This is a genomic window from Enterobacter sp. PTB, from assembly GCF_051130085.1.
GTDB lineage: Bacteria > Pseudomonadota > Gammaproteobacteria > Enterobacterales > Enterobacteriaceae > Enterobacter > Enterobacter ludwigii.
Map to the genome: position 1 here is coordinate 223,292 of NZ_JBDKEE010000003.1, position 22,531 is coordinate 245,822.

The 22,531-nt window shown below is 53.1% G+C and carries 26 protein-coding genes; 14 read left to right on the top strand and 12 right to left on the bottom strand.

Features of this window, described 5'->3' with window-relative positions; translation table 11 throughout:
- Positions 1–54: 54 nt before the first annotated feature.
- From ansA to AAIR21_RS05270, 3 genes are all read left to right on the top strand, one after another.
- On the top strand, positions 55–1,071 hold the full coding sequence (gene ansA / locus AAIR21_RS05260; protein WP_020884438.1) for an asparaginase: 1,017 nt from the start codon (positions 55–57) through the stop codon (positions 1,069–1,071).
- Between the two features lie 9 nt (positions 1,072–1,080).
- Positions 1,081–1,722 (top strand): bifunctional nicotinamidase/pyrazinamidase, encoded by a 642-nt coding sequence (gene pncA / locus AAIR21_RS05265; protein WP_020884439.1) that lies wholly within the window; start codon positions 1,081–1,083, stop codon positions 1,720–1,722.
- A 170-nt stretch (positions 1,723–1,892) separates the two neighbouring features.
- Positions 1,893–3,152 carry a glycoside hydrolase family 18 protein gene (locus tag AAIR21_RS05270; protein WP_020884440.1) on the top strand — a complete coding sequence of 420 codons (1,260 nt, stop codon included), beginning with the start codon at positions 1,893–1,895 and terminating at the stop codon, positions 3,150–3,152.
- Between the two features lie 54 nt (positions 3,153–3,206).
- On the opposite strand, the gene AAIR21_RS05275 is transcribed toward AAIR21_RS05270, so the two are convergent.
- The gene (locus AAIR21_RS05275; protein ID WP_153852331.1) at positions 3,207–3,470 is read right to left on the bottom strand and encodes a YeaC family protein; all 264 of its coding nucleotides are present in this window, start codon (positions 3,468–3,470) and stop codon (positions 3,207–3,209) included.
- Positions 3,471–3,526: 56 nt separating this feature from the next.
- Entirely contained in the window at positions 3,527–3,940 is a 414-nt protein-coding gene (gene msrB / locus AAIR21_RS05280; RefSeq protein WP_020884441.1) for a peptide-methionine (R)-S-oxide reductase MsrB, read from the bottom strand.
- Positions 3,941–4,281: 341 nt separating this feature from the next.
- Here msrB and gapA point away from each other — a divergent pair, with 341 nt between their 5' ends.
- A complete protein-coding gene (gapA, locus tag AAIR21_RS05285) occupies positions 4,282–5,277 on the top strand; it encodes a glyceraldehyde-3-phosphate dehydrogenase (protein WP_020884442.1) in 996 nt (331 codons plus the stop codon).
- 74 nt (positions 5,278–5,351) lie between these two features.
- A complete protein-coding gene (locus tag AAIR21_RS05290) occupies positions 5,352–6,236 on the top strand; it encodes a D-hexose-6-phosphate mutarotase (RefSeq protein WP_014169640.1) in 885 nt (294 codons plus the stop codon).
- A 47-nt stretch (positions 6,237–6,283) separates the two neighbouring features.
- Here the strand turns inward: AAIR21_RS05290 and AAIR21_RS05295 are convergent, their stop codons facing one another.
- Positions 6,284–7,138 carry an aldo/keto reductase gene (locus tag AAIR21_RS05295; RefSeq protein ID WP_020884443.1) on the bottom strand — a complete coding sequence of 285 codons (855 nt, stop codon included), beginning with the start codon at positions 7,136–7,138 and terminating at the stop codon, positions 6,284–6,286.
- Positions 7,139–7,229: 91 nt separating this feature from the next.
- Positions 7,230–7,979: a MipA/OmpV family protein gene (locus AAIR21_RS05300; RefSeq protein ID WP_183516445.1), complete on the bottom strand. Its 750-nt coding sequence runs from the start codon at positions 7,977–7,979 to the stop codon at positions 7,230–7,232.
- A 432-nt stretch (positions 7,980–8,411) separates the two neighbouring features.
- On the opposite strand from AAIR21_RS05300, the gene yeaG reads away from it, so the two are divergent.
- The 3 genes from yeaG to AAIR21_RS05315 all read left to right on the top strand — a co-directional run bounded on the left by yeaG (position 8,412) and on the right by AAIR21_RS05315 (position 12,344).
- Entirely contained in the window at positions 8,412–10,346 is a 1,935-nt protein-coding gene (gene yeaG / locus AAIR21_RS05305) for a protein kinase YeaG (protein ID WP_014169637.1), read from the top strand.
- Positions 10,347–10,445: 99 nt separating this feature from the next.
- Positions 10,446–11,729 (top strand): YeaH/YhbH family protein, encoded by a 1,284-nt coding sequence (locus tag AAIR21_RS05310; protein ID WP_014883442.1) that lies wholly within the window; start codon positions 10,446–10,448, stop codon positions 11,727–11,729.
- A gap of 114 nt (positions 11,730–11,843) precedes the next feature.
- Entirely contained in the window at positions 11,844–12,344 is a 501-nt protein-coding gene (locus AAIR21_RS05315; RefSeq protein WP_434680206.1) for a YbaK/prolyl-tRNA synthetase associated domain-containing protein, read from the top strand.
- A 20-nt stretch (positions 12,345–12,364) separates the two neighbouring features.
- Here AAIR21_RS05315 and yoaI read toward each other — a convergent pair whose 3' ends face one another.
- Positions 12,365–12,469, bottom strand: a complete 105-nt coding sequence (yoaI, locus tag AAIR21_RS05320; protein ID WP_014169634.1) for a small membrane protein YoaI — start codon at positions 12,467–12,469, stop codon at positions 12,365–12,367.
- Positions 12,470–12,614: 145 nt separating this feature from the next.
- Between yoaI and AAIR21_RS05325 the strand changes: the two genes are divergently transcribed.
- On the top strand, positions 12,615–13,061 hold the full coding sequence (locus AAIR21_RS05325) for a DUF441 domain-containing protein (protein WP_014169633.1): 447 nt from the start codon (positions 12,615–12,617) through the stop codon (positions 13,059–13,061).
- Here the strand turns inward: AAIR21_RS05325 and AAIR21_RS05330 are convergent.
- Positions 13,045–13,836: an AraC family transcriptional regulator gene (locus AAIR21_RS05330; RefSeq protein ID WP_286079659.1), complete on the bottom strand. Its 792-nt coding sequence runs from the start codon at positions 13,834–13,836 to the stop codon at positions 13,045–13,047. The genes AAIR21_RS05325 and AAIR21_RS05330 overlap by 17 nt on opposite strands.
- A 99-nt stretch (positions 13,837–13,935) precedes the next feature.
- Here AAIR21_RS05330 and AAIR21_RS05335 point away from each other — a divergent pair, with 99 nt between their 5' ends.
- Complete coding sequence (locus tag AAIR21_RS05335) at positions 13,936–15,123, top strand: CynX/NimT family MFS transporter (RefSeq protein WP_020884445.1); 1,188 nt, start codon at positions 13,936–13,938, stop codon at positions 15,121–15,123.
- A 30-nt stretch (positions 15,124–15,153) separates the two neighbouring features.
- Here the strand turns inward: AAIR21_RS05335 and AAIR21_RS05340 are convergent, their stop codons facing one another.
- Positions 15,154–15,861: a CTP synthase C-terminal region-related (seleno)protein gene (locus AAIR21_RS05340; protein ID WP_014169630.1), complete on the bottom strand. Its 708-nt coding sequence runs from the start codon at positions 15,859–15,861 to the stop codon at positions 15,154–15,156.
- A 151-nt stretch (positions 15,862–16,012) separates the two neighbouring features.
- On the opposite strand from AAIR21_RS05340, the gene AAIR21_RS05345 reads away from it, so the two are divergent.
- Entirely contained in the window at positions 16,013–16,357 is a 345-nt protein-coding gene (locus tag AAIR21_RS05345; protein ID WP_014169629.1) for a DUF488 domain-containing protein, read from the top strand.
- On the opposite strand, the gene AAIR21_RS05350 is transcribed toward AAIR21_RS05345, so the two are convergent.
- Both AAIR21_RS05350 and AAIR21_RS05355 read right to left on the bottom strand, forming a co-directional pair.
- Entirely contained in the window at positions 16,358–16,663 is a 306-nt protein-coding gene (locus tag AAIR21_RS05350; RefSeq protein WP_020884446.1) for a hypothetical protein, read from the bottom strand.
- A gap of 80 nt (positions 16,664–16,743) precedes the next feature.
- Positions 16,744–16,998 carry a putative hemolysin gene (locus tag AAIR21_RS05355; protein WP_020884447.1) on the bottom strand — a complete coding sequence of 85 codons (255 nt, stop codon included), beginning with the start codon at positions 16,996–16,998 and terminating at the stop codon, positions 16,744–16,746.
- A 304-nt stretch (positions 16,999–17,302) separates the two neighbouring features.
- Between AAIR21_RS05355 and AAIR21_RS05360 the strand changes: the two genes are divergently transcribed.
- From AAIR21_RS05360 to yoaJ, 3 genes are read left to right on the top strand one after another with little or no spacing between them, the layout of a single operon-like run.
- Entirely contained in the window at positions 17,303–18,331 is a 1,029-nt protein-coding gene (locus AAIR21_RS05360; RefSeq protein WP_040017217.1) for a sensor domain-containing diguanylate cyclase, read from the top strand.
- A 45-nt stretch (positions 18,332–18,376) separates the two neighbouring features.
- Entirely contained in the window at positions 18,377–18,475 is a 99-nt protein-coding gene (locus AAIR21_RS05365; protein ID WP_014883431.1) for a YoaK family small membrane protein, read from the top strand.
- A complete protein-coding gene (gene yoaJ / locus AAIR21_RS05370) occupies positions 18,476–18,550 on the top strand; it encodes a protein YoaJ (RefSeq protein ID WP_071605476.1) in 75 nt (24 codons plus the stop codon). It abuts the gene before it with no gap.
- A 54-nt stretch (positions 18,551–18,604) separates the two neighbouring features.
- Here yoaJ and AAIR21_RS05375 read toward each other — a convergent pair whose 3' ends face one another.
- From AAIR21_RS05375 to AAIR21_RS05385, 3 genes are all read right to left on the bottom strand, one after another.
- Entirely contained in the window at positions 18,605–18,853 is a 249-nt protein-coding gene (locus AAIR21_RS05375) for a GlsB/YeaQ/YmgE family stress response membrane protein (RefSeq protein WP_006174788.1), read from the bottom strand.
- A gap of 275 nt (positions 18,854–19,128) precedes the next feature.
- Positions 19,129–20,601 (bottom strand): sensor domain-containing diguanylate cyclase, encoded by a 1,473-nt coding sequence (locus AAIR21_RS05380; RefSeq protein WP_032682013.1) that lies wholly within the window; start codon positions 20,599–20,601, stop codon positions 19,129–19,131.
- A 182-nt stretch (positions 20,602–20,783) separates the two neighbouring features.
- Positions 20,784–22,304: an EAL domain-containing protein gene (locus AAIR21_RS05385; protein ID WP_121340166.1), complete on the bottom strand. Its 1,521-nt coding sequence runs from the start codon at positions 22,302–22,304 to the stop codon at positions 20,784–20,786.
- Positions 22,305–22,531 lie beyond the last annotated feature (227 nt).

Consider the following 22,531-nt stretch of genomic DNA (forward strand, 5'->3'; position numbering starts at 1 on the left):
CCTCTTCCCGTGAAGAGGGGATTTTTTTCTTTTGAAGAACAAGAACTCACTACCATGCAGAAGAAATCGATTTATGTAGCCTACACTGGCGGTACCATCGGTATGCAGCGCTCTGAAAACGGCTATATCCCGGTCTCCGGCCACCTTCAGCGCCAGCTCGCGCTGATGCCTGAATTCCACCGTCCGGAAATGCCTGACTTCACCATCCACGAATACGAGCCGCTGATGGACTCCTCCGATATGACGCCGGAAGACTGGCAGCATATCGCGGACGACATTAAAGCCCATTACGACCAGTACGACGGCTTTGTGATCCTGCATGGTACCGACACAATGGCGTTTACCGCCTCGGCACTCTCCTTCATGCTGGAGAATCTGGGCAAACCCGTCATCGTCACCGGCTCGCAAATTCCGCTGGCGGAGCTGCGTTCTGACGGGCAGATCAACCTGCTCAACTCCCTGTATGTGGCAGCGAATTACCCGATTAACGAAGTGTCGCTGTTCTTCAACAACCGACTGTATCGCGGCAACCGGACCACGAAGGCGCACGCCGATGGCTTTGACGCTTTCGCCTCACCGAACCTGCAGCCGCTGCTGGAGGCGGGCATCCATATTCGTCGTCTGGGCACCCCGCCTGCGCCGAGCACGGCGGGCGAACTGATTGTTCATCCGATCACGCCGCAACCGATTGGCGTGGTAACGATTTACCCGGGTATCTCTGCAGATGTGGTGCGTAACTTCCTGCGCCAGCCGGTAAAAGCGCTGATCCTGCGCTCATACGGCGTGGGCAATGCCCCGCAGAACGGCGAGTTCCTGAAAGAGCTGCAGGAAGCGAGCGAGCGCGGGATCGTGGTGGTTAACCTGACGCAATGCATGTCCGGTAAAGTCAACATGGGCGGTTACGCCACCGGTAACGCCCTCGCGCATGCAGGCGTTATCAGCGGATTCGATATGACCGTTGAAGCCACGCTGACTAAACTTCACTATTTACTGAGTCAGGATCTGGACATTCAGTCCATCCGCAGCGCGATGATGCAAAACCTGCGCGGCGAACTGACGCCGGACGAATAAGGAGGCACCATGACGCAACGCGCCCTGTTACTGGTCGATTTGCAAAATGATTTCTGTGCGGGCGGCGCACTGGCCGTCGCTGAAGGTGACAGCACCGTAGACGTGGCGAATACGCTGATTGAGTGGTGCAAAACGCGGGGTGAGGCGGTTGTCGCAAGCCAGGACTGGCACCCGGCTGATCACGGCAGTTTTGCCAGCCAGCACGGCGTTGAGCCCTTCACTCAGGGTGAACTTGACGGCCTGGCACAAACCTTCTGGCCGGATCACTGCGTGCAGCAGACGGAAGGTGCGCAGCTGCATCCGCTGCTGAATCAGAAGGCCATCGACGCGGTGTTTCATAAAGGGGAAAACCCGTCTATCGACAGCTACAGCGCCTTCTTTGATAACGGACATCGCCAGAAAACGGCGCTGGACGGGTGGTTACGCCATCACGAAATCACCGAACTGATTGTGCTGGGTCTGGCGACGGATTACTGCGTGAAGTTCACCGTGCTGGACGCCCTCCAGCTAGGCTATACCGTCAGCGTCATCACCGACGGCTGTCGCGGGGTGAACATTCAACCGCAGGACAGCGCACAGGCGTTTATGGATATGGCCGCGGAAGGCGCCACCCTGTATACCCTGGAAGACTGGCTGGAAACGCACGCCTGACCTTCTCGCCGGGCAAGCCACAGTGCTGCCCGGCGCGCCCCGTCTCATTCCCCATAAAGTGAACTCCCTCGCATCACCAGCGAAGCGGCAATGCTATTCTCTTCAGGCTGTTTTTTCGCCACGCCTTTTCCGTGGCGTGGTTATTTTTGTTAAGTCAAAGAGGAACTTGTATGAAACGTTTGCCTTTGCTGGCAGCATTACCCCTGCTTTGCGCGTCAGTTGCTTCCGCCACTCCCCTGATGTCTGTGGGATATTTTAACGGCGGTGGCGATGTCACCGCCGGTCCCGGTGGCGATATCAATACGCTCGACGTTCGTCAGATTACCCACCTGAACTACTCATTTGGTCTGGTCTATAACGATGAGAAAGACGAAACCCATGCTGCACTGAAAGATCCAGCGAAACTTCATCAGATCTGGCTGTCGCCAAAAGTCGCCGCCGATCTGGCGCTAATCCCGACGCTGCGTAAGCAAAATCCAAACCTGAAAGTGCTGCTCTCCGTGGGCGGATGGGGTGCGCGTGGCTTCTCCGGCGCAGCCGCGACCCAAGAGAGCCGTGCGGTGTTTATCCGCTCGGCTCAGGAGATTGTCGAAAAATATGCACTCGACGGCATCGATCTTGACTGGGAATACCCGGTAAATGGCGCATGGGGGCTGGTGGCCAGCACGCCAGCCGATCGCGATAACTTCACCGCACTGCTGAAAGAATTGCGCGCCGCCTTCGGCCATAAAAAGCTGGTCACCATCGCGGTGGGGGCAAATGCAGAAAGTCCGAAAAGCTGGGTGGATGTTAAGGCCATTGCCCCGCTGCTCGACTACATCAACCTGATGACCTACGACATGGCGTATGGCACACAGTATTTCAACGCCAATCTGTATGACTCCAGCGACTGGCCAACGGTGGCCGCCGCAGACAAATACAGCGTGGATTTTGTGGTGAACAACTATCTGGCGGCCGGGCTGAAGCCGCAGCAGATGAACCTCGGGATTGGTTTTTACGGCCGCGTGCCGAAACGCGCCGTGGAGCCCGGTATTGACTGGACAAAACCCGATGCGCAAAACCATCCGGTGACCCAGCCCTACTTTGGGCCTCAGGAAACCGGCTTGTTCGCGTCACTGGGTTACGACCTGACCAAAGATACGTATGTGAAGTACAACGATATTGTGAAAAAGCTCTTAAACGACCCGCAGAAGCGTTTTACCGAACACTGGGACGAACGGGCGCAAGTGCCGTGGCTTTCAGTGAATGCGGCGGACGGCAAGGCACTGTTTGCCCTTTCCTATGAGAACCCGCGTTCCGTCGCCATCAAAGCGGATTACATCAAGGAGAAAGGTCTCGCCGGGGCGATGTTCTGGGAGTACGGCGCGGATGACAATAACCAGTTAGCGAAACAGCTGGCGGAGTCGCTGGGAATTAAACCCAAAGAGTAAGGTAAGCACGCCCTCTCTCCAGAGAGAGGGCGCTGGCAGGACTGCCGCCCACCGTTACTGCATTTTTATCGTCGCGATCGGCTTTGGCGTGATACCAAAGTCCTCTTTCAGCTCGCGCTTGCTCTTCATCACCATCTGGCCTTGAGTGTCGATAGTCATGTGTTGCGCGTCGGTATTGTTACGCGCCTGCCAGAGCATCACCAGTTGCAGACTGTTCTCTTTTTGCTCCGGCGTGAGCGCGACACCGTCCGGCCATTTTCCCAGTTCAACAGCAGTCACCAGGCGTTGATACACCTCCGGCGTCATACCGCTAATCATGTCATCAATATTCACGATCTCTCCCTTTCAAAGGAATAATTTGCTGAATCGTTTTTTCAACCTTTGATCTGGTCACCGTTTTCATCATCGGTGAAGCTCATCGACGCTGAATTCACACAGAAACGCTCACCCGTCGGCTGAGGGCCATCCGGGAAGACGTGTCCAAGGTGAGCGTCACAGGTTCCGCAACGAATTTCAGTTCGCACCATGCCGTGCGACGTGTCGCTCAGGTAGCGGATCGCATCGTCGCTGACCGGCTCATAAAAGCTTGGCCAGCCACAGCCAGAATCGAACTTCGTTTGGGAATTGAACAACGGGGCATCACATACCAGACAGTGGTAGACACCGTCGCGCTTGTTGTGCAGTAAACGGCCGGTAAAAGGCGGTTCGGTTCCGTGATTTTGCGTCACGTAAAACTGCATTTCGGTGAGGTTTTTTTTCAAATCGTCAGGGTTACGTTGGTTCGACATATGCTTACATCTCGCTGTAGAAACAGACACCTTTTAACCCGGATTCTAACAAAACATTAACACCCTTGCGTGCACTTTTGTTCTAAACTTATGTGTCGCGAAAAGGCGGTCAGGCAATTGTGATCATGTTCACATTTTTATCCTGCGAGGACTTTAAAATGCCGCGCGCAGCCCCCATGTGGTTGCTAGCTCAAAGGGAAAGTGAGGCGAGTCAGTCGCACAAACGTTAGTCACAGGATTGATTTGTCGCAATGATTGACACGATTCCGCTTGACGCTGCGTAAGGTTTTTGTAATTTTACAGGCAACCTTTTATTCACTAACAAATAGCTGGTGGAATATATGACTATCAAAGTAGGTATCAACGGTTTTGGCCGTATCGGCCGTATTGTTTTCCGTGCTGCTCAGAAACGTTCTGACATCGAAATCGTTGGTATCAACGATCTCCTGGACGCTGAATACATGGCGTACATGCTGAAGTACGACTCAACTCACGGTCGTTTCGACGGCACCGTTGAAGTGAAAGACGGCCACCTGGTTGTTAATGGCAAAACCATCCGCGTTACTGCTGAGAAAGACCCAGCTAACCTGAAATGGAACGAAATCGGTGTTGATGTTGTAGCTGAAGCTACCGGTATCTTCCTGACCGACGAAACTGCGCGTAAACACATCACCGCGGGTGCGAAAAAAGTTGTTCTGACCGGTCCTTCTAAAGACAACACCCCAATGTTCGTTCGTGGTGCAAACTTCGAAACTTACGCTGGCCAGGACATCGTTTCTAACGCATCCTGCACCACCAACTGCCTGGCACCGCTGGCTAAAGTAATCAACGACAACTTCGGCATCGTCGAAGGTCTGATGACTACCGTTCACGCGACCACAGCGACTCAGAAAACTGTTGACGGCCCGTCTCACAAAGACTGGCGTGGCGGCCGTGGCGCGGCTCAGAACATCATCCCATCCTCTACCGGTGCAGCTAAAGCTGTAGGTAAAGTACTGCCAGAACTGAATGGCAAACTGACTGGTATGGCGTTCCGCGTTCCAACTCCTAACGTATCCGTTGTTGACCTGACCGTTCGTCTGGAAAAAGCTGCTTCTTATGAAGAAATTAAGAAAGCAATCAAAGCTGCTTCCGAAGGCGCAATGAAAGGCGTTCTGGGCTACACCGAAGACGACGTTGTATCTACCGATTTCAACGGCGAAGTGTGCACTTCCGTGTTCGATGCTAAAGCGGGTATCGCACTGAACGACAACTTCGTGAAACTGGTTTCCTGGTACGACAACGAAACCGGCTACTCTAACAAAGTACTGGACCTGATCGCTCACATCTCCAAATAAGTTGAGATGAGTTCTTGATCCAAAAAGGCGACTTCGGTCGCCTTTTTTATTGTTTTTAGACAGAGGATTGCTTAATGATTAATAAAATTTTTGCACTTCCGGTAGTCGAACAACTTACCCCTGTGCTCTCCCGTCGCCAGATTGATGGTGCGGATATCATCGTCGTTGACCACCCGCGCGTAAAAGCCTCCGTGGCGCTGAACGGCGCACACCTGCTCTCCTGGAAACCTGAAGGCGAAACGGAAGCACTGTGGCTGAGCGACGCGACCTCCTTTAAAAAAGGGGATGCGATTCGCGGCGGCGTGCCTATTTGCTGGCCATGGTTTGGTCCTTCCGCTGAGAAAGGCCTGCCTTCTCACGGTTTTGCCCGTAACCAGCAGTGGACGCTGAAAGCGCACAATGAAGACGATAACGGTGCGGTACTGACCTTTGAGCTGCAGGCGAATGAGGAAACCCGCGCCCTGTGGCCGCACGATTTCACCCTGTACGCACGCTTCAAGCTGGGCAAAACCTGCGAAATCGAACTGGAAGCGCACGGTGAATTTGAAACCACCTCCGCCCTGCACACCTATTTCAACGTTGGTGACATCAGCGCTGTGAAGGTGAGCGGCCTTGGCGATACCTTTATCGACAAAGTGGATAACGCGAAAGAAGGAAAACTGAGCGACGGCATTCAGACGTTCCCGGACCGTACTGACCGCGTTTACCTGCATCCGGAAGCGTGCAACGTGATCCACGACAGCGCCCTGAACCGTGGTATCGAAGTGGTACACCACCATCACAGCAACGTGGTGGGCTGGAACCCAGGCCCGGCACTTTCTGTCAGTATGGCCGACGTGCCTGATGACGGTTACAAAACGTTCGTCTGTGTGGAAACGGCGTGCGTCACTGCGCCACAAAAAACCAGCGAAGAAAAACCGTCTCGCTTAGGGCAGACAATCAGTATTGTGAAGCGCTAATACGCTTCTGCCCCTCTTCCTGTAAAGGAGAGGGGCATGCGTCAGGATTAAACGACATCCAGCGGGAGTTTATGGGTGGGTGGCGGGAAAGCATTATCCAGTTTGTGACGTTCTTCCGCGGTGAGGGTTATCTCCAGCGCTCCAGCGTTGGCGTTAACATGCTCAATCGAGGCCGCTTTCGGTATGGCAATAACACCCTGATGGCGGATAACCCACGCCAGCAGAATTTGGGCGGCAGTGGCGCGGTGGTTATGCGCGATGGCATTCACGACCGGATGGTTCATCAGCCCCGAACGCAGGCGCCCGGCCTGAGCCAGCGGGCAGTAAGCCATCACCGGCATCGCCTGTTGCTGACACCAGGGAAGCAGATCAAATTCAATTCCCCGTGACGCCAGATGATAAAGCACCTGATTAGTGGCACAGGCGGAACCGCCCTCTTCGCGCCACAGCGCCTGCATATCTTCATAATCCAGGTTTGAGACGCCCCAGCGGCCAATTTTTCCCTGCTGCTGGAGTGTGTCCATCAGCGTAATGGTTTCATCCAGGCCATAATTACCGCGCCAGTGCAGAAGGTAGAGATCGATATGGTCTGTCCCGAGACGTCGCAGACTGGCATCACACGCCGCCTGGCCTTTCTGACCGCCAGCGTTCCACGGGTAGACTTTTGATACCAGAAAAACGTTGTCGCGCTGGCCCTTAATGGCCTCCCCGACCACCTCTTCCGCTCCGCCTTCGGCATACATTTCAGCGGTATCAATTAACGTTAACCCCAGATCAATGCCCGCCCGCAGTGCATTCACTTCGGATTTACGCTGGCTGGCTTTTTCTCCCATATACCAGGTACCCTGTCCAATAGCCGGAAGTGGACGCCCTGCGGAAAAGGTCACGGTTTTTACGCTCATATCATCCCCTCTTTTTCGTTGCACCACACCAATGCAAACGGGGCGCAAGCGCCCCGTTTTGATGCAATGATTGCACTGTTTTAATGCACAATCAGAACTTGTAGGACACACCGACTGAGAATATGCCCGCCCAGGACTTATCAACCATCGGGCTGTCTTTCACTTCATCGCTCAGACGCTCATAGCGCCCGGTACCGTAGACGTTCCAGTCACCGAGGAAGTTATAGCTCGCCGTCAGTTCAAGGTACGGATCCCAGCCGTCGTCCGCACTGTAGCTCTTCAGACCGCTACGACGGGATTCGTTCTTAGAAACACCATAGTAGTAGTCGTTGTAGTTCTCACTGTTATATTGCACACCGATACCCGGGGTTAGCGTTAACGCGCCGTTGGTGTAGCGATAGAGCCAGGCCAGATCCCAGATAAAACCGTTGCTGTTATCCAGCGTATCCCCCGCAAGTGCGGTACGCAGGAAGCCATATTCGGTGTTATGCACATAAGAGAGTCCCGCCATCATGGTGCTCTTACGCTTGTCGAGCTGGCGAAGCGCATGGCTGTCGCTGTCACCCGGCTTGAAGTGCGTCGGATCGTAGTAAGCCATGATGGAGAGCTTGTCGGCCGTATCATTCCAGAGATAGTAGCCACCGCCCAGACCGCGGAACCAGAAGTTATCGCCTTCATAGGTGACAACCGGAACTGGATAAACATCACGATCATACTGTTTGTATGGGCTGTTAATCACGCCAACGCCCGCGCCAACAATCCACTGACTTTCCGCCGCCTGTGCGGTGCTAACAGCGGTTGCGGCAAGTACGCCCAATGCCAGAAGTTTGAGTTTGGTCACAATCCATTCTTTCCTGTAGTCAAATAATCAGCGAGAGAAGTTTAACCGCCATTGTCGTACATCCCAAAATTTTTTGCCTGCTAATCAGTCTGATTAACCCGTTATTTTCAACTTTTCAGGTGACAGCCTGCTTTCATTTATATGACTACTGAATGAAAAACGTGCTTTTACCCTAAAACAGCAGGGTAAATTTTTGGATGAGTTATTGATATGTCATTGAAATTAGATTTTATCGGCATGCAAGTTTTGCAAATGCCATCTACGCTTTAAATTAAGAAGAGTTTTTTCTGAACACCCTGCGGTTCTTAGCGTCTGACCTGGCACACAGGTTGCTGCTCTGGCAGTGAGGTGCGAGAGATTCTCTTCCGGGAGCCTCCACTACTCATACGAACGGCTCTTATCCTGTGCTAAAAAACGAAAGGACGGCATGCCATGAATATATTCGATCACTATCGCCAGCGTTATGAAGCTGCCAAGGACGAAGAGTTCACACTGCAGGAGTTTCTTACCATTTGTCGGCAAGATCGCAGTGCCTATGCCAATGCGGCAGAACGGCTATTAATGGCTATTGGTGAGCCAAACATGGTTGATACTGCCCTGGAACCTCGGCTTTCCCGTCTCTTTTCGAATCGGGTGGTCGCCCGCTACCCGGCGTTTGAAGAGTTCTATGGTATGGAAGATGCCATCGAACAGATTGTCTCCTACCTGAAGCATGCCGCCCAGGGTCTGGAAGAGAAGAAACAGATCCTTTATTTACTCGGCCCTGTGGGTGGGGGTAAATCATCACTGGCTGAACGTCTGAAATCACTGATGCAGCGCGTCCCTATCTATGTGCTGAGCGCTAACGGTGAACGCAGCCCGGTGAATGACCATCCGCTGTGCCTGTTTAATCCGCAAGAAGATGCGCAAATTCTGGATAAAGAGTTTGGTATTCCGCGGCGCTACCTTGGCACCATCATGTCGCCTTGGGCGGCAAAACGCCTGCACGAGTTTGGTGGGGATATCACCAAATTCCGCGTCGTCAAGGTGTGGCCATCCATTCTGGAACAGATTGCTATCGCCAAAACTGAACCGGGGGATGAGAACAACCAGGATATCTCCGCTCTGGTGGGTAAAGTCGATATTCGTAAGCTGGAAAACTACGCGCAAAACGACCCGGATGCCTACGGTTACTCGGGTGCGCTGTGCCGCGCCAACCAGGGGATTATGGAGTTCGTCGAGATGTTTAAAGCACCGATTAAAGTGCTGCATCCGCTGCTGACGGCCACCCAGGAAGGCAACTACAACGGTACGGAAGGTATTTCCGCCCTGCCGTTTAACGGCATTATCCTCGCACACTCAAACGAATCTGAGTGGGTCTCCTTCCGTAATAACAAAAACAATGAGGCGTTCCTTGACCGTGTCTACATCGTCAAAGTGCCTTATTGCCTGCGGATCTCCGAAGAGATCAAAATTTACGAGAAACTGCTTAACCACAGTGAGCTGGTACACGCACCTTGCGCACCGGGCACCCTGGAAACGCTGTCGCGCTTCTCCATTCTCTCGCGCCTGAAAGAGCCGGAAAACTCCAGCATCTACTCGAAAATGCGCGTGTATGACGGGGAAAGCCTGAAAGATACCGACCCGAAAGCGAAGTCTTATCAGGAGTACCGCGACTACGCCGGTGTGGACGAAGGGATGAACGGTCTGTCCACGCGTTTCGCCTTTAAGATCCTCTCCCGCGTGTTTAACTTCGACCATGCGGAAGTGGCGGCCAACCCGGTTCATCTGTTCTACGTGCTGGAGCAGCAAATTGAACGCGAGCAGTTCCCGCAGGAACAGGCTGAACGCTACCTTGAGTTCCTGAAAGGCTACCTGATCCCGAAATATGCGGAGTTCATCGGCAAAGAGATCCAGACCGCCTACCTGGAGTCTTATTCAGAGTACGGGCAGAACATTTTTGACCGTTATGTCACCTATGCTGACTTCTGGATCCAGGATCAGGAGTACCGCGACCCGGATACCGGCCAGCTGTTCGACCGGGAATCCCTGAACGCAGAGCTGGAAAAAATCGAGAAGCCGGCCGGGATCAGTAACCCGAAAGACTTCCGTAACGAGATTGTGAACTTCGTCCTGCGCGCCAGAGCGCATAACAACGGACGTAATCCGAACTGGACCAGCTACGAGAAACTGCGCACGGTAATCGAGAAGAAAATGTTCTCCAATACCGAAGAGCTGTTGCCGGTGATTTCGTTTAACACCAAAACGTCAACCGATGAGCAGAAAAAGCACGACGATTTTGTCGACCGTATGATGGAGAAAGGCTACACCCGCAAACAGGTTCGCCTGCTCTGCGAATGGTATCTGCGCGTACGTAAATCGTCTTAATACAAGTACAAGTGCCCGGTAGCGCATACGCCTGCTGGGCTACAAAAATGTCCGGCACGTCCGGACACTGCAAGTTGGCAAATGCAGTACGGGGGATATATGACCTGGTTTATTGACCGTCGTCTTAACGGCAAAAACAAGAGCACGGTAAATCGCCAGCGCTTCTTGCGCCGTTATAAAGCGCAAATTAAACAGTCGATCTCCGAGGCCATCAACAAACGCTCGGTGACCGACGTCGACAGCGGCGAATCTGTCTCCATCCCCACCGATGACATCAGCGAACCGATGTTTCATCAGGGACGTGGCGGCCTGCGCCATCGCGTACACCCAGGTAATGACCACTTCGTGCAGAACGACAGAATCGAGCGCCCGCAAGGCGGCGGGGGCGGTTCAGGAAGCGGTCAGGGACAGGCCAGCCAGGACGGTGAAGGACAGGATGAGTTTGTCTTCCAGATTTCAAAAGATGAGTATCTCGACCTGCTGTTTGAGGATCTGGCGCTGCCGAATCTGAAAAAGAACCAGCATCGTCAGCTTAACGAGTACAAAACCCATCGCGCGGGATATACCGCAAACGGCGTGCCCGCCAACATCAGCGTGGTCCGCTCGCTGCAGAACTCTCTGGCGCGACGCACGGCCATGACGGCAGGTAAACGGCGCGAACTCCGCGAGCTGGAGAGCAGCCTGAAGGTGGTGGAAAATACTGAACCGGCGCAACTGCTGGAAGAGGAACGCCTGCGCAAAGAGATAGCCGAACTTCGGGCTAAAATAGACCGGGTACCGTTTATCGACACCTTCGACCTGCGCTACAAAAATTACGAAAAACGCCCCGAACCGTCGAGCCAGGCGGTCATGTTCTGTCTGATGGATGTCTCCGGCTCGATGGACCAGGCCACCAAGGATATGGCGAAGCGTTTTTATATCCTGCTCTATCTGTTCCTGAGCAGAACCTATAAGAACGTGGAAGTGGTCTATATTCGCCACCACACTCAGGCGAAAGAGGTGGATGAACATGAGTTCTTCTACTCGCAGGAGACCGGTGGCACCATCGTGTCGAGCGCTCTGAAACTGATGGATGAAGTGGTGAAAGAGCGTTACGACCCGGCGCAGTGGAACATCTATGCCGCGCAGGCATCAGATGGCGATAACTGGGCAGATGACTCCCCGCTGTGTCACGATATTCTGGCGAAGAAAATTCTGCCGGTGGTGCGTTACTACAGCTATATCGAAATTACCCGCCGTGCTCACCAGACGCTGTGGCGTGAGTATGAACATCTGCAATCGATGTTTGATAACTTTGCCATGCAGCATATCCGCGATCAGGATGATATCTATCCGGTGTTCAGGGAACTGTTCCATAAACAGTCAGCCAACAGCAATGCCTGACCCAACAGCCAGCGAATCCGCTGGCTGTTTTCTTTGCGTCCTGCCTATCCCAACGGCGAAATATTCTGTGCTAAGGTTAAACGCTGCGTATTGGTATTTAACAGGTAAATCGCTATGTCTGATGACGTTAAGGGAACAACAACCCACCAGCAACTCATTACGTTGTTAACCCAGCAGGGCGCGCGATTTCGCGTCATGGAGCATGACGCCGTGGGGAAATGTGAAGCGGTGAGTGAGATCCGCGGAACCGATCTGGGGCAAGGGGCAAAAGCACTGGTCTGTAAGGTGAAGGGAAACGGCGTAAAAAAACACGTTCTGGCGATCCTCGCCGCCGATCTGCAGGCCGATTTAAGCCAGCTTGCCAGCCATTTTGGGGGGATAAAAGCGTCTCTCGCAAGCCCTGCCGAAGTCGATACCCTGACCGCCTGCGTTTTTGGCGCCATTCCGCCTTTTAGCTTCCATCCCGATCTGGCACTGGTGGCCGACCCGCTCCTGTTCGAGCGTTTCGATGAAATCGCGTTTAACGCCGGTCTGCTGGAAAAATCCGTGATTATGGATACGCAGGATTATTTGCGTATCCCCCGTCCTGAGCTGGTGACGTTCCATAAAGCGTAATCGTGTAGGCTGGCATCCCGTCAGCCTTTTTTTTCCAGAAAAATAACTGACGCGACCAGGATAATGGCAACAGCGAAAAACGATGAAGAGATGATCAGCGTTTCGACAAACATGTGATCGTACATTTTTGCGACCCTTTTTCGATGCCTGCCTCTGTTTTATCCCCCGTAAATGACAGGGTTATGACAGCAGTAAAATCTTTTTAAAAACTGTCTTCAGCCGTGTTTCCGCGTAAAGTAAGCAGGCTTACTCTTTTGGCAAGGATTCCTTATGTTTGACCCAACTCTGCTCATTCTTCTGGCCCTCGCTGCGCTTGGCTTTGTCAGCCATAACACCACCGTCGCTATCTCAATTCTGGTGCTGATCATTGTGCGCGTGACCCCGTTAAACACCTTTTTCCCGTGGATAGAAAAACAAGGTCTCACCATCGGGATCATCATTCTGACCATTGGGGTGATGGCACCTATCGCCAGCGGTACGCTGCCTGCCTCAACGCTGCTGCACTCGTTTGTAAACTGGAAATCGCTGATAGCGATAGCGGTAGGCGTTTTTGTCTCGTGGCTGGGCGGGCGTGGCGTAACGCTGATGAGCAGCCAGCCCTCGCTGGTGGCCGGTCTGCTGGTGGGAACCGTGCTGGGCGTGGCGCTCTTTCGTGGCGTTCCGGTGGGCCCGCTGATTGCAGCCGGGCTGGTCTCACTGTTTATCGGGAAGTCATAGTCAGGCTGGCTATATACCGCGCTGGCGTCTGCCCCAGCCCCTTCTTAAACATCGTGATAAACGCGGTGGTGGAGTCGTACCCCAGCGACTGTGCCACCTGCTGTACCGACTTTCCCCCAATCAACAGCTGTAACGCCACAATAAGCTGCAGCTGATGCCGCCAGCGGCGAAAGCTCAGGCCCGTCTCTTTCACCACCAGGCGCGCCAGATTGCGCTCACTCATGGCGAAGTGGCTCGCCCATTGCGCCAGCGTCTGCCAGGCGGCAGGCTCTACCGCCATCTTCTCGCTCATCAGCCGGATTTTTGGATGAGGCGAAACGGGCAGTTGCAAATGTTCCTGACGCTGCAGCGGTAGCTCGTCAAAAAGAACATCCACCAGACGCGATGTGGCAGCAAGCGAAAGCGCTTCACGTGATTTTTCCGCCAGCGATAAGATCAGTTCCCGCACCAGAGGGGAGATCTTCAGGGTGCAGCAGCGATCGGGCAAACTTACCGCTCCGGGTTCAATAAACAAAAAGCAAAGCTGGGCACCCGGCGTGGCCTTATTGCTGTGCGGCATCTGGCCAGGGATCCACACGGCATATTGGGGCGGTACCATCAGCATGGCGTTTTCCACTTCGCAGGTAATGGCTCCCCCCAGCGCCAGAATCAGCTGTCCCTTACGATGTTGGTGTCGCGGAATGTATTGTTCCTCCGCCACCACGCGGATGCGAAACGCGACAGCCGCATCATGCTGGCTATCGGGATCGTAGCCGTCCAGTCCGAGACCAATCATCAGGTTGTCCGATATTAGCGATAAACTGTCATTTTAGCCTGATTTCAACCGTGGAGAAAATCGGTATTGTGTGCGCTCGCTTGAACGTATGAGAACACAATGACTACTGCAATTCGGGTTTCAGGAAAACAGGGCGCGCTGCTGATCGCAGGTATCCTGATGATTGCCACTACGCTTCGCGTCACCTTTACCGGAGCAGCACCGCTGCTCGATACCATTCGTCTCGATTATGGCTTGAGTACAGCGCAAACCGGTCTGCTGACCACCCTGCCTCTGCTGGCTTTCGCCCTTATCTCCCCGCTCGCCGCAGGTGTTGCCCGGCGTATCGGCATGGAGCGCAGCCTGTTTATCGCCCTGCTGCTGATTTGCGTCGGCATTGCTGTGCGCTCCCTGCCTTCCGCCCCCCTGCTTTTCATCGGTACGGCGGTGATTGGCTGCGGTATCGCACTGGGCAATGTGCTTTTGCCTGGGTTAATTAAACGTGACTTCCCGGGACAGGTTGCCAGACTCACCGGCGCGTATTCCCTGACAATGGGGATCTCCGCGGCGTTAGGTTCCGCACTGATTGTTCCGCTGGCGCAAGGGGAAGCCGGCTGGCATGGCGCCCTGCTAATGCTGATGGCCTTTCCGCTGGCGGCGTTACTGCTCTGGCTGCCACAGTGGCGTCAGAAACACGTTGCGACGGTGACCGGTGCAGGCGCGTTACATAACCGCGCCATCTGGCGCTCTGCCCTCGCCTGGCAGGTCACCCTTTTTCTGGGAATTAACTCGCTGATTTACTATGTTATCATCGGCTGGCTACCGGCGATCCTGCTCAGCCACGGGTATAGCGAAGCCCAGGCGGGTTCTGTGCACGGACTCTTACAGCTGGCCACCGCCGTTCCGGGTCTCGCTGTCCCGCTGATCCTCCATCGTCTGAAGGATCAGCGAGCAATCGCCGGCGTCGTGGCGCTGTTGTGCGCGATAAGCGCAGCAGGATTGTGGTTTGCGCCGGGAATGGCGGTCATGTGGACGCTGGTGTTTGGTTTTGGTACCGGGGCAACGATGATCCTTGGCCTGACCTTCATCGGGCTGCGCGCCAGCTCTGCGCATCAGGCCGCGGCCTTGTCCGGCATGGCACAGTCGGTTGGCTATCTGCTGGCCGCCTGTGGCCCGCCGTTGATGGGCAAAATTCACGATGCTGCCGGTGACTGGCGGTATCCGCTTCTGGCCTGTGCACTGGCCGCCGTGATCATGGCCATTTGCGGTATGCTTGCCGGGCGTGACCGGGAGGTAACGCCCCGTTAGTAGAATGGCAGACCACCAGGTCTGCCTTTTTTATCCGCGCGCCGCGCGCAGCATTGCCTGTACCAGCACCACCGGTCGACCTTCCAGCGCGGCACGTTCATGCTGGAATAAAGTGATCACGAAGAACGGATGGGTCAGTAGCTCCGCGGCGCGAATTTCACCCTGCTCGTCCCAGCCGGTGACGCGCATTTCGCCACTCTCCAACTCCCGTGCAAATTCCGGCGACACACCGTAATTGCAGTGATATCCCTCCACGATTTCCGGTTTGCCATAGGCTTTGGCGATGAGCGTATTGTTGCGCAGCTCAATTGCATCGGTTTTTTCCACCAGCGAGCAGGTTAATGGCGCAATCACCATTGTGCCTTCGGTATCCGTTTCGGCGTGAGCCGCATCGTGCCAGCCCAGCACATTACGGGCGTACTCAATCAGCGCATGCTGGAACCCGCCGCAGGTGCCGAGGAAGGGAATGCTGTTTTCGCGTGCGTAGCGTGCAGCGATAAAGGCCGCCGCTGTGTTTTTGTACGGGCTTGCGGGAACCAGCCAGATAGCGTCATAACCTACCAGATCTTCCGGGCTGGTCAGTTCCGTGGTCGCGAGCCAGTCATAATCAGCGGTGAGGTCAAGAACGGCAGCGGCGTCGTCAATTGCCAGCGGGATCGCCTGGTGCGCAATAACATCGGGATTGTAATCGCCAACCAGCGCAATGCGCAGTGTGGTTTTAGCCGGGAGGTGTTCCATGAAAGGTTCCTTATGCCTGAGTATTAGCAGATAACATAAGGAACCTCAGACTACCGATCTTCTGCAATTATCACAATACCTTAAATTGGGTGGGTAAAGACAAAGTGCTAGAGTAATACGCAGAACGTTTTGCCGCAGGTGAGGAGAAAAGATGATCCAGTGTAAACGCGTATACGAACAGGCAAGCCCGGACGATGGTTATCGGGTGCTGGTAGACAGACTCTGGCCGCGTGGCGTGAAGAAAACCGATCTCGCGTATGATGAATGGTGTAAAACGCTCACCCCGTCCAATGATTTACGCAAGGCGTTTCATAGCGAAACCCTTGATTTCAACGCCTTCAGCAAGGCGTACCGGGAAGAGCTGGCGCAGCACAAGGACGAGGGGTTGCGTCTTGCGGCGCTGGCCAGCAAGCAGACCTTAACCCTTCTCTATGGCGCGAAAGATAAGGAACACAATCACGCCCTGGTGTTAGCCGACTGGCTGCGTAATGTCTAGTCAGTCGATCATCAGTTCATCAAGGATTTGCGGCGCCGTATCCGGGGTAAGCGGCATCAGATGTTCGGCGCGAATAAACGCAAAGCCGTGCTGATTGTCAAACGCGAAGACATCACCGGTCACCAGCCAAAGCGCGCGATCCGAGGTGGTGGGTAACTGCGTCATGACGCCATTGACCGGATTAACGAAACGCTGGCCGGGCTGACACAGGCCAAACAGTTCAACAGATTTACCAATATTACGACGGCCGGACGCCGTGCGGGCACCGATGATCATCGCCATGCTGCCCGGTTTAAGCTGAAACATACTTCTCTCACGATAACGGTAGCCATCGAAAGGCTAAGAATAATCCTAAAGAGAAGTGTACCGCAGCCACTGTCCCGCTGTCACCTGGCAGGTTGCGGATGATCGCGACGATAAAGCGCCCATTCATCGATCACTTCGCCACCGGGCAACTTGCACTCCGTGCGAACCCCTTGCGGGCTCTGAACCGGGACCTGTTCCCCGCCTTTATTCAGGCAGTAGACGGAGGCGGGATTAGCCATCCCGATAACATGGGGCGGTTTCGGGGCATCAGGCGGGGATGTTTTGGAGGTACAGGCGGCCAGCGGTAACGCCAGTGCCAGAAGCAGTAATCTCATCTCATTGATCCTTTTAACTTCATCAGATTTTAAGGGTAACGGGTCATCGCCGCTTTCTCCACGATTTCTCCATCTTAACTGCACTTTTCCACACTACAGTGGCACGTGTTCTCAATGACCAGAGAACATCATTCCGTAATCAAGATGTCTTTGCCCCGGTCTCAACATCGGGGCTTTTTTTCTCCCCCGCTCCCCTGTGATGAATATTAAAATTTTTATATTCATGTTTTACTATGCCCGAAGTCGAAAAATTCAGCATAACATGCAGATGCAGACGTCTTCTGCATGGGAGTGAGCCTACGTCATGTCGGATATTATCCTTGCCCGTGTTTCAGAAACGCTCGCCACTGAGCAGTCCCTTGAAAGTCTCGTCCGCCAGCTGCTGGAGATGCTGGAGATTGTGACTGAAATGGAGTCCACCTACCTGACAAAGGTCGATATCAATGCGCGGCTGCAGCATATCCTCTACGCCCGCAACAGCAAGCAGATGCAGATCCCTGAGGGGCTGAGCGTTCCCTGGGGCGACACGCTGTGTAAGCGCGCCATTGAGAGTGGTACGTTGTTCAGTAACGAGGTGGCTGAGCGCTGGCCGGATTGCGATGCCGCGAAAGCCCTTGGCATTACAACCTACATGAGTATTCCTATTCACCTTGCGGATGGTTCACTCTATGGCACGCTCTGCGCCACCAGCACAGAAAAGAAACATCCCAGCGATCGCGGTGAACAAGTTTTGAAATTATTCGCCGGGTTGATTGCCCAGTATATTCAGAAAGAGTCGCTGGTGATCCAGCTTCGGGAAGCCAATGCGGCACTCATTGCGCACTCTTATACCGATGCCCTCACCGGATTACCAAACCGCCGCGCCATCTTCGAAGAGCTGACGACCCTGTTTTCACTGGCAAAGCACCTTAAACGCAACGCCATCATCGCGTTTATCGACCTTGATGATTTCAAGCTGATTAACGACCGTTACGGGCATGAATCAGGCGATCGGTTCCTGATTGAAGTGGGTAAACGTCTGACTGAAGAAAAACAGGCGGACGAAATAATTGGCAGGCTGGGCGGTGATGAGTTTCTGGTGGCCTCGCTTAGCCAGACCAACAGTACGGGTGAGAGCACACAGATTAACCTGCTTAAAACGCGCCTCGACGCCCGTATTGCAGGAGAATACTGGCTGGGGAGCGTCAACATTATTTATCCTGGCGCCAGCTTCGGTGTGATTGAAGTTGACCCCACCGTGACCGATCCGGACAGTGCGTTACGCGCGGCTGATGTCGCGATGTATCAGCATAAGAAAGGAAAAAGTAAAACGCGCTTTCTCGCGATGGATTAACCCCGTACACTCTACGGCGTTATAAAAACCGAAACAGGTGATGGTATGAGAATAGGGATCCTCTTCCCGGTCGTTATTTTTATAACGGCGGTAGTGTTTTTGGCCTGGTTTTTTGTCGGTGGTTACGCTGCTCCGGGGGCATAAATGAGAAAAACAACCCTCATTATGCTGATCGTGGCAATCGTGGCTGTTGCAGGCTCGCAGCTAGGCTGGTGGTAAACCCACCACGTAAAAAGGCCGCCATATGGCAGCCTTTTTCAACATTTATCAGGCTTAGCTTTTGATTTTTCTGTAGATAAACAGAACAACCAACGCACCGATCACCGCGACAGCGAAGCTGCCGAAGTTAAAGCCATCGACCTTACCAAAGCCGAACAGCGTACTGATCCAACCGCCCACCACTGCACCGATAATCCCCAGTATTACGGTGACGATAAACCCACCGCCATCTTTGCCCGGCATAATCCACTTCGCCAGAATACCTGCAATAAGCCCAAAGATAATCCAGGATAAAATTCCCATAAGTTTCCTCTCCGTATGGTTTTTGTCATTAAATCAACGACACAAGAAAGGATAGCACAGGATTTCAGAAAGGAAATTTGTGATAAGCATCACAGTGAGAGAGTGCGCGTTTATTCATCAACAGCACCACAAGAAATGTGGGGTTGCATCTTTTGTTGAGAAAGATTATCTTTCTCAACACTGAATAGTTGAGTGAAACGCTCAGGTATTCAGTACGACATTGCTCACATTGCTTCCAGTATTTCTTGCCCACTCTAGAGTGGGCTTTTTTTTGCCTACACCGCAACAAAAGCGTGCCGGTTTCGCCCTGCACGTTTTGCCTGATAGAGCGCCTGGTCGGCGGCTATAATGATGTTCTGCTGGCTGCCCGCGATATCCACGGCACGCGCAGTGGAGATCCCGACGCTAACCGTGACCCGCCCGAAGGGACTGAAAGCATGTTCAATATGCAGCGAAAAGACATTGCGAATGATCGTCTGACCGAGGCGGAGCGCTTCCTGGATATCCGTGTCTGGCAGGATCAGTGCAAACTCTTCCCCACCATAGCGCGCCACAACCTGGTTGTCCCGGTTCAGGCTCTCCCTGAGGCTATTTCCCAGCAGGGTTAAACAGCGGTCCCCTTCGGGATGACCATAGTTATCGTTGTATTTTTTGAAGTAGTCCACATCGACAATCAACACCGAAATCGGGGCGTCGCTGGCCGCACAGGCCGCAATTTCTGACAGAATTTTTTCATCAAAAATGCGTCGGTTGAAAAGTCCGGTTAGCGCATCTTCAGACGCAATAATCTTCAGCGCTCTGTTATCCCGTGTTTTTCTGGATAAATCGGAATAAAGGAAACAGGACGCCGCAATGAGTATCGCGGTAAAAACCAAAATGAGTACAGAAAGCTGGAGAGCCTGCTTGCGCCAGGGGGCGAGTGCTTCGTGCGTACTGACCGCCACGGTGGTGACGAGCCCGTAGCGCTTGTTCTTCTCGAAAGCATAAATGCGTTCGATTTTATCAAACCGTGAGACAGAGCTGGCGATACCCGCGTTTTGTACCTTGAGGTATGTCCTGAAGAGAGGCGAATCCGAAACAATCGCGCCGATGTAATTATTTTTAAACGGATGACGTACCAGCAACACGCCTGACTGGGTTGTTAAGCCGATCACGCCTGAGTGACCAATATTGATCTGCCCGTATAACGCCAGAAAATTTTCGATACCCAGCGTAACCACAACGACACCGTTAAACGCGCCGGTAGGGGTTTCCAGCCGACGACTAATGGTTATGACCCATTTACCATTCGTTCTGCTGACCACCGGCTGGCCAATAAAAATCTGCTGGCTCTTATTTTCTTTGTGGTAGATAAAAAACGACCTGTCCACCCCTTTACGGGGCCCGGAAAAACTTTCATGCAGTGCCGTAAAAATATTCCCTTGCGCATCGTAAACAACCACATTATTTATCTGGATAAGAAGATTATCCTGATTGCTTATCATCCGCTGGATATTTTTGGCCTGTTGTGGGGTCATGCCATAAATTTTGATTATGTCGGAAACCGAAGTAATCAACATTTCACTTTGGCGCATGATCCCTTCGCTGTACACGTCTAAGGTATGGCTCAGGTTGGCAACGCTGGTGTTTATTTGCTGGATTGACTGCTGCCTGGACGTGGTAATTTGGACGGCAAGCGACAGCGAAATGATCAATGAGACAATGATGACGGTAATAGTTGTTGTGTAAAAAGTATTTTTCACATGCACGAGCTCTTCCACCTTATCACGCCTGACATCCCTGGCTGACAACTAGAGTCACTGTAACAAAGCTCAGGATAAGAGGAAAATGAATTGCACTTAAGCATACAACAGAAATCTGATGATATTTCGCTTTTCGCAAACGGGCATCAGATATTATTACTGGGGCCCCTTTCACAGAAAAAAATCTCTTACAGACTGACCTTCTCCAGGGGCTTAGATAAGATGACTTTAATAAATTCTTTATACGAGACCGGTTTACCAAAATAGTATCCCTGCAACAGGGTAATCTGATTACGGTTGAGGTAGTCCAGTTGCTCCTTCGTTTCTACCCCTTCAGCCACGATATGCAGTGAGAGTTTTTTCGCCAGGTCAATCACACAGTCCAGCAGGATCGTAGAGTCTTTCGCCTCTGATACCCGGTTCACGAAACTTTTATCGATTTTAATATAATCAATCGCCAGCGCGTGCAGACAGGAGAGTCCGGAATACCCGGTCCCAAAGTCATCAAGCGCAATGACGAAACCGGCGTTATGTAACGCATTGAGATTTTCCACCAGATGAGGATTATCGATCAGCGGTTCACGCTCGGTCACTTCGAGAACCAGTTTGACCTCTTTACCATAAAAGCCTTTTCCAAAGACCCGGCAGTCAGCGATAAAAGAAGGCGCATTGATGTGTCTGGCGCTGATGTTCACCCCGATGTGAAATCCGTCCGGCAACTTAGGCAAAAGCGGCTTAAGCTCGGTCACCACTTTCGCCATTAAACTTTTGGTCAGCGGAATTATCAGACCGCTGCGCTCGGCAATCGGAATAAAAACATCCGGTGGGATAAAGCCTGATTTTGGGTGCTTCCACCTTGCCAGCACTTCCACGCCATACAAACCGCCGGTATCGCCATTCACGATCGGCTGATAGTACGGAACGATCTCGCCGTGGATGATGGCTTTACGCAGATCGTCTTCAAACGAGCTGCTTTTCCCCCTGTAGCGACGGATAAGAATGCCAACAGCTACAGATAACGCAAGGATAAGCAGTATGAGGCTCCATCCCTGATGCAGTAAACGCGTCAGGCTGAAAAAGGCGGGAGGCTGCCAGGCCATGCTAAACGGAAAATGTGCCGATGCTGTTAAGGAACCCGCCCACTTCACGGGGGGCCAGCCGGTCACATCGCCCGCGCCGGCTATTGCTTTATCGCCAACAACCAGCCTCAGTCCCGTGTTGTTTGCTGCACTCGCAATAACATCCCGCAAATGCGCGTCGCTAACGCTTACGATAACGCGCCCTTTCGCGACGGGCATCTGAAAAAGTAACACCGGAATGCCGTTCACCAGGCGATTACCGGGGAGCAGCATCAATCCTTTGTTGGGCAGCGTCTGCGGGCGAAGAATCAATACGCCGTTTCCGGGAAGGGAGGTACAGACGATCCTACCCTGCTGCTCAATCATAATGGCGCGAAGATGCGGTTTCAGCGCAGCTTCCGAACCCAGTTCACGCTGTCCGGTGTCGGTACACCCTGCAGCGGCGACCCGTTTTGCGGTATCTGCAGCACTGACAGCCTCAGCAAGAATGGCCTCAATTTTACGCGTGCTTGCGGCGGCGGTTTCGGCATAATTTGACCGGGCCATATGCCACAACTGCCAGTTAATGATCAGCATGCCACTCAGAAACACAAATAAGGCACACAGAATGGGGAGCATAACGTTGCGCACGATTTTTTCCTTAAGAGAAAAACGCTCATTTATGACCTGTATAAGGCGATCGCCTGGCAAACTCTGCGCTGCTTAAAGCAATGTGAAAAGTTTAGTTAAGATTTATCTTAAAAAACTGGTACTTCCGCATGAGTTACTCTGACTGAATAAGATAAACCTCCGTTATTATCAGGCTTGTGCCTTGCCCTGGCTGTGTTAAGATTTGTGCAATCAGGGAGCGAACGGGA

Bases quoted from the DNA above. Each gene is read 5' to 3' on its own strand.
- AAIR21_RS05315 (WP_434680206.1), top strand. From the start codon at position 11,844: ATGTCTGATGACGTTAAGGGAACAACAACCCACCAGCAACTCATTACG.
- gapA (WP_020884442.1), top strand. From the start codon at position 4,282: ATGACTATCAAAGTAGGTATCAACGGTTTTGGCCGTATCGGCCGTATT.
- AAIR21_RS05340 (WP_014169630.1), bottom strand. From the start codon at position 15,861: ATGGAACACCTCCCGGCTAAAACCACACTGCGCATTGCGCTGGTTGGC.
- yeaG (WP_014169637.1), top strand. From the start codon at position 8,412: ATGAATATATTCGATCACTATCGCCAGCGTTATGAAGCTGCCAAGGAC.
- AAIR21_RS05295 (WP_020884443.1), bottom strand. From the start codon at position 7,138: ATGAGCGTAAAAACCGTGACCTTTTCCGCAGGGCGTCCACTTCCGGCT.
- AAIR21_RS05375 (WP_006174788.1), bottom strand. From the start codon at position 18,853: ATGGGAATTTTATCCTGGATTATCTTTGGGCTTATTGCAGGTATTCTG.
- AAIR21_RS05270 (WP_020884440.1), top strand. From the start codon at position 1,893: ATGAAACGTTTGCCTTTGCTGGCAGCATTACCCCTGCTTTGCGCGTCA.
- AAIR21_RS05365 (WP_014883431.1), top strand. From the start codon at position 18,377: ATGAGAATAGGGATCCTCTTCCCGGTCGTTATTTTTATAACGGCGGTA.
- AAIR21_RS05310 (WP_014883442.1), top strand. From the start codon at position 10,446: ATGACCTGGTTTATTGACCGTCGTCTTAACGGCAAAAACAAGAGCACG.
- AAIR21_RS05290 (WP_014169640.1), top strand. From the start codon at position 5,352: ATGATTAATAAAATTTTTGCACTTCCGGTAGTCGAACAACTTACCCCT.
- AAIR21_RS05360 (WP_040017217.1), top strand. From the start codon at position 17,303: ATGTCGGATATTATCCTTGCCCGTGTTTCAGAAACGCTCGCCACTGAG.
- AAIR21_RS05325 (WP_014169633.1), top strand. From the start codon at position 12,615: ATGTTTGACCCAACTCTGCTCATTCTTCTGGCCCTCGCTGCGCTTGGC.
- yoaI (WP_014169634.1), bottom strand. From the start codon at position 12,469: ATGTACGATCACATGTTTGTCGAAACGCTGATCATCTCTTCATCGTTT.
- msrB (WP_020884441.1), bottom strand. From the start codon at position 3,940: ATGTCGAACCAACGTAACCCTGACGATTTGAAAAAAAACCTCACCGAA.
- ansA (WP_020884438.1), top strand. From the start codon at position 55: ATGCAGAAGAAATCGATTTATGTAGCCTACACTGGCGGTACCATCGGT.
- AAIR21_RS05345 (WP_014169629.1), top strand. From the start codon at position 16,013: ATGATCCAGTGTAAACGCGTATACGAACAGGCAAGCCCGGACGATGGT.
- AAIR21_RS05275 (WP_153852331.1), bottom strand. From the start codon at position 3,470: ATGATTAGCGGTATGACGCCGGAGGTGTATCAACGCCTGGTGACTGCT.
- pncA (WP_020884439.1), top strand. From the start codon at position 1,081: ATGACGCAACGCGCCCTGTTACTGGTCGATTTGCAAAATGATTTCTGT.
- AAIR21_RS05330 (WP_286079659.1), bottom strand. From the start codon at position 13,836: ATGATTGGTCTCGGACTGGACGGCTACGATCCCGATAGCCAGCATGAT.
- AAIR21_RS05350 (WP_020884446.1), bottom strand. From the start codon at position 16,663: ATGTTTCAGCTTAAACCGGGCAGCATGGCGATGATCATCGGTGCCCGC.
- AAIR21_RS05355 (WP_020884447.1), bottom strand. From the start codon at position 16,998: ATGAGATTACTGCTTCTGGCACTGGCGTTACCGCTGGCCGCCTGTACC.
- AAIR21_RS05335 (WP_020884445.1), top strand. From the start codon at position 13,936: ATGACTACTGCAATTCGGGTTTCAGGAAAACAGGGCGCGCTGCTGATC.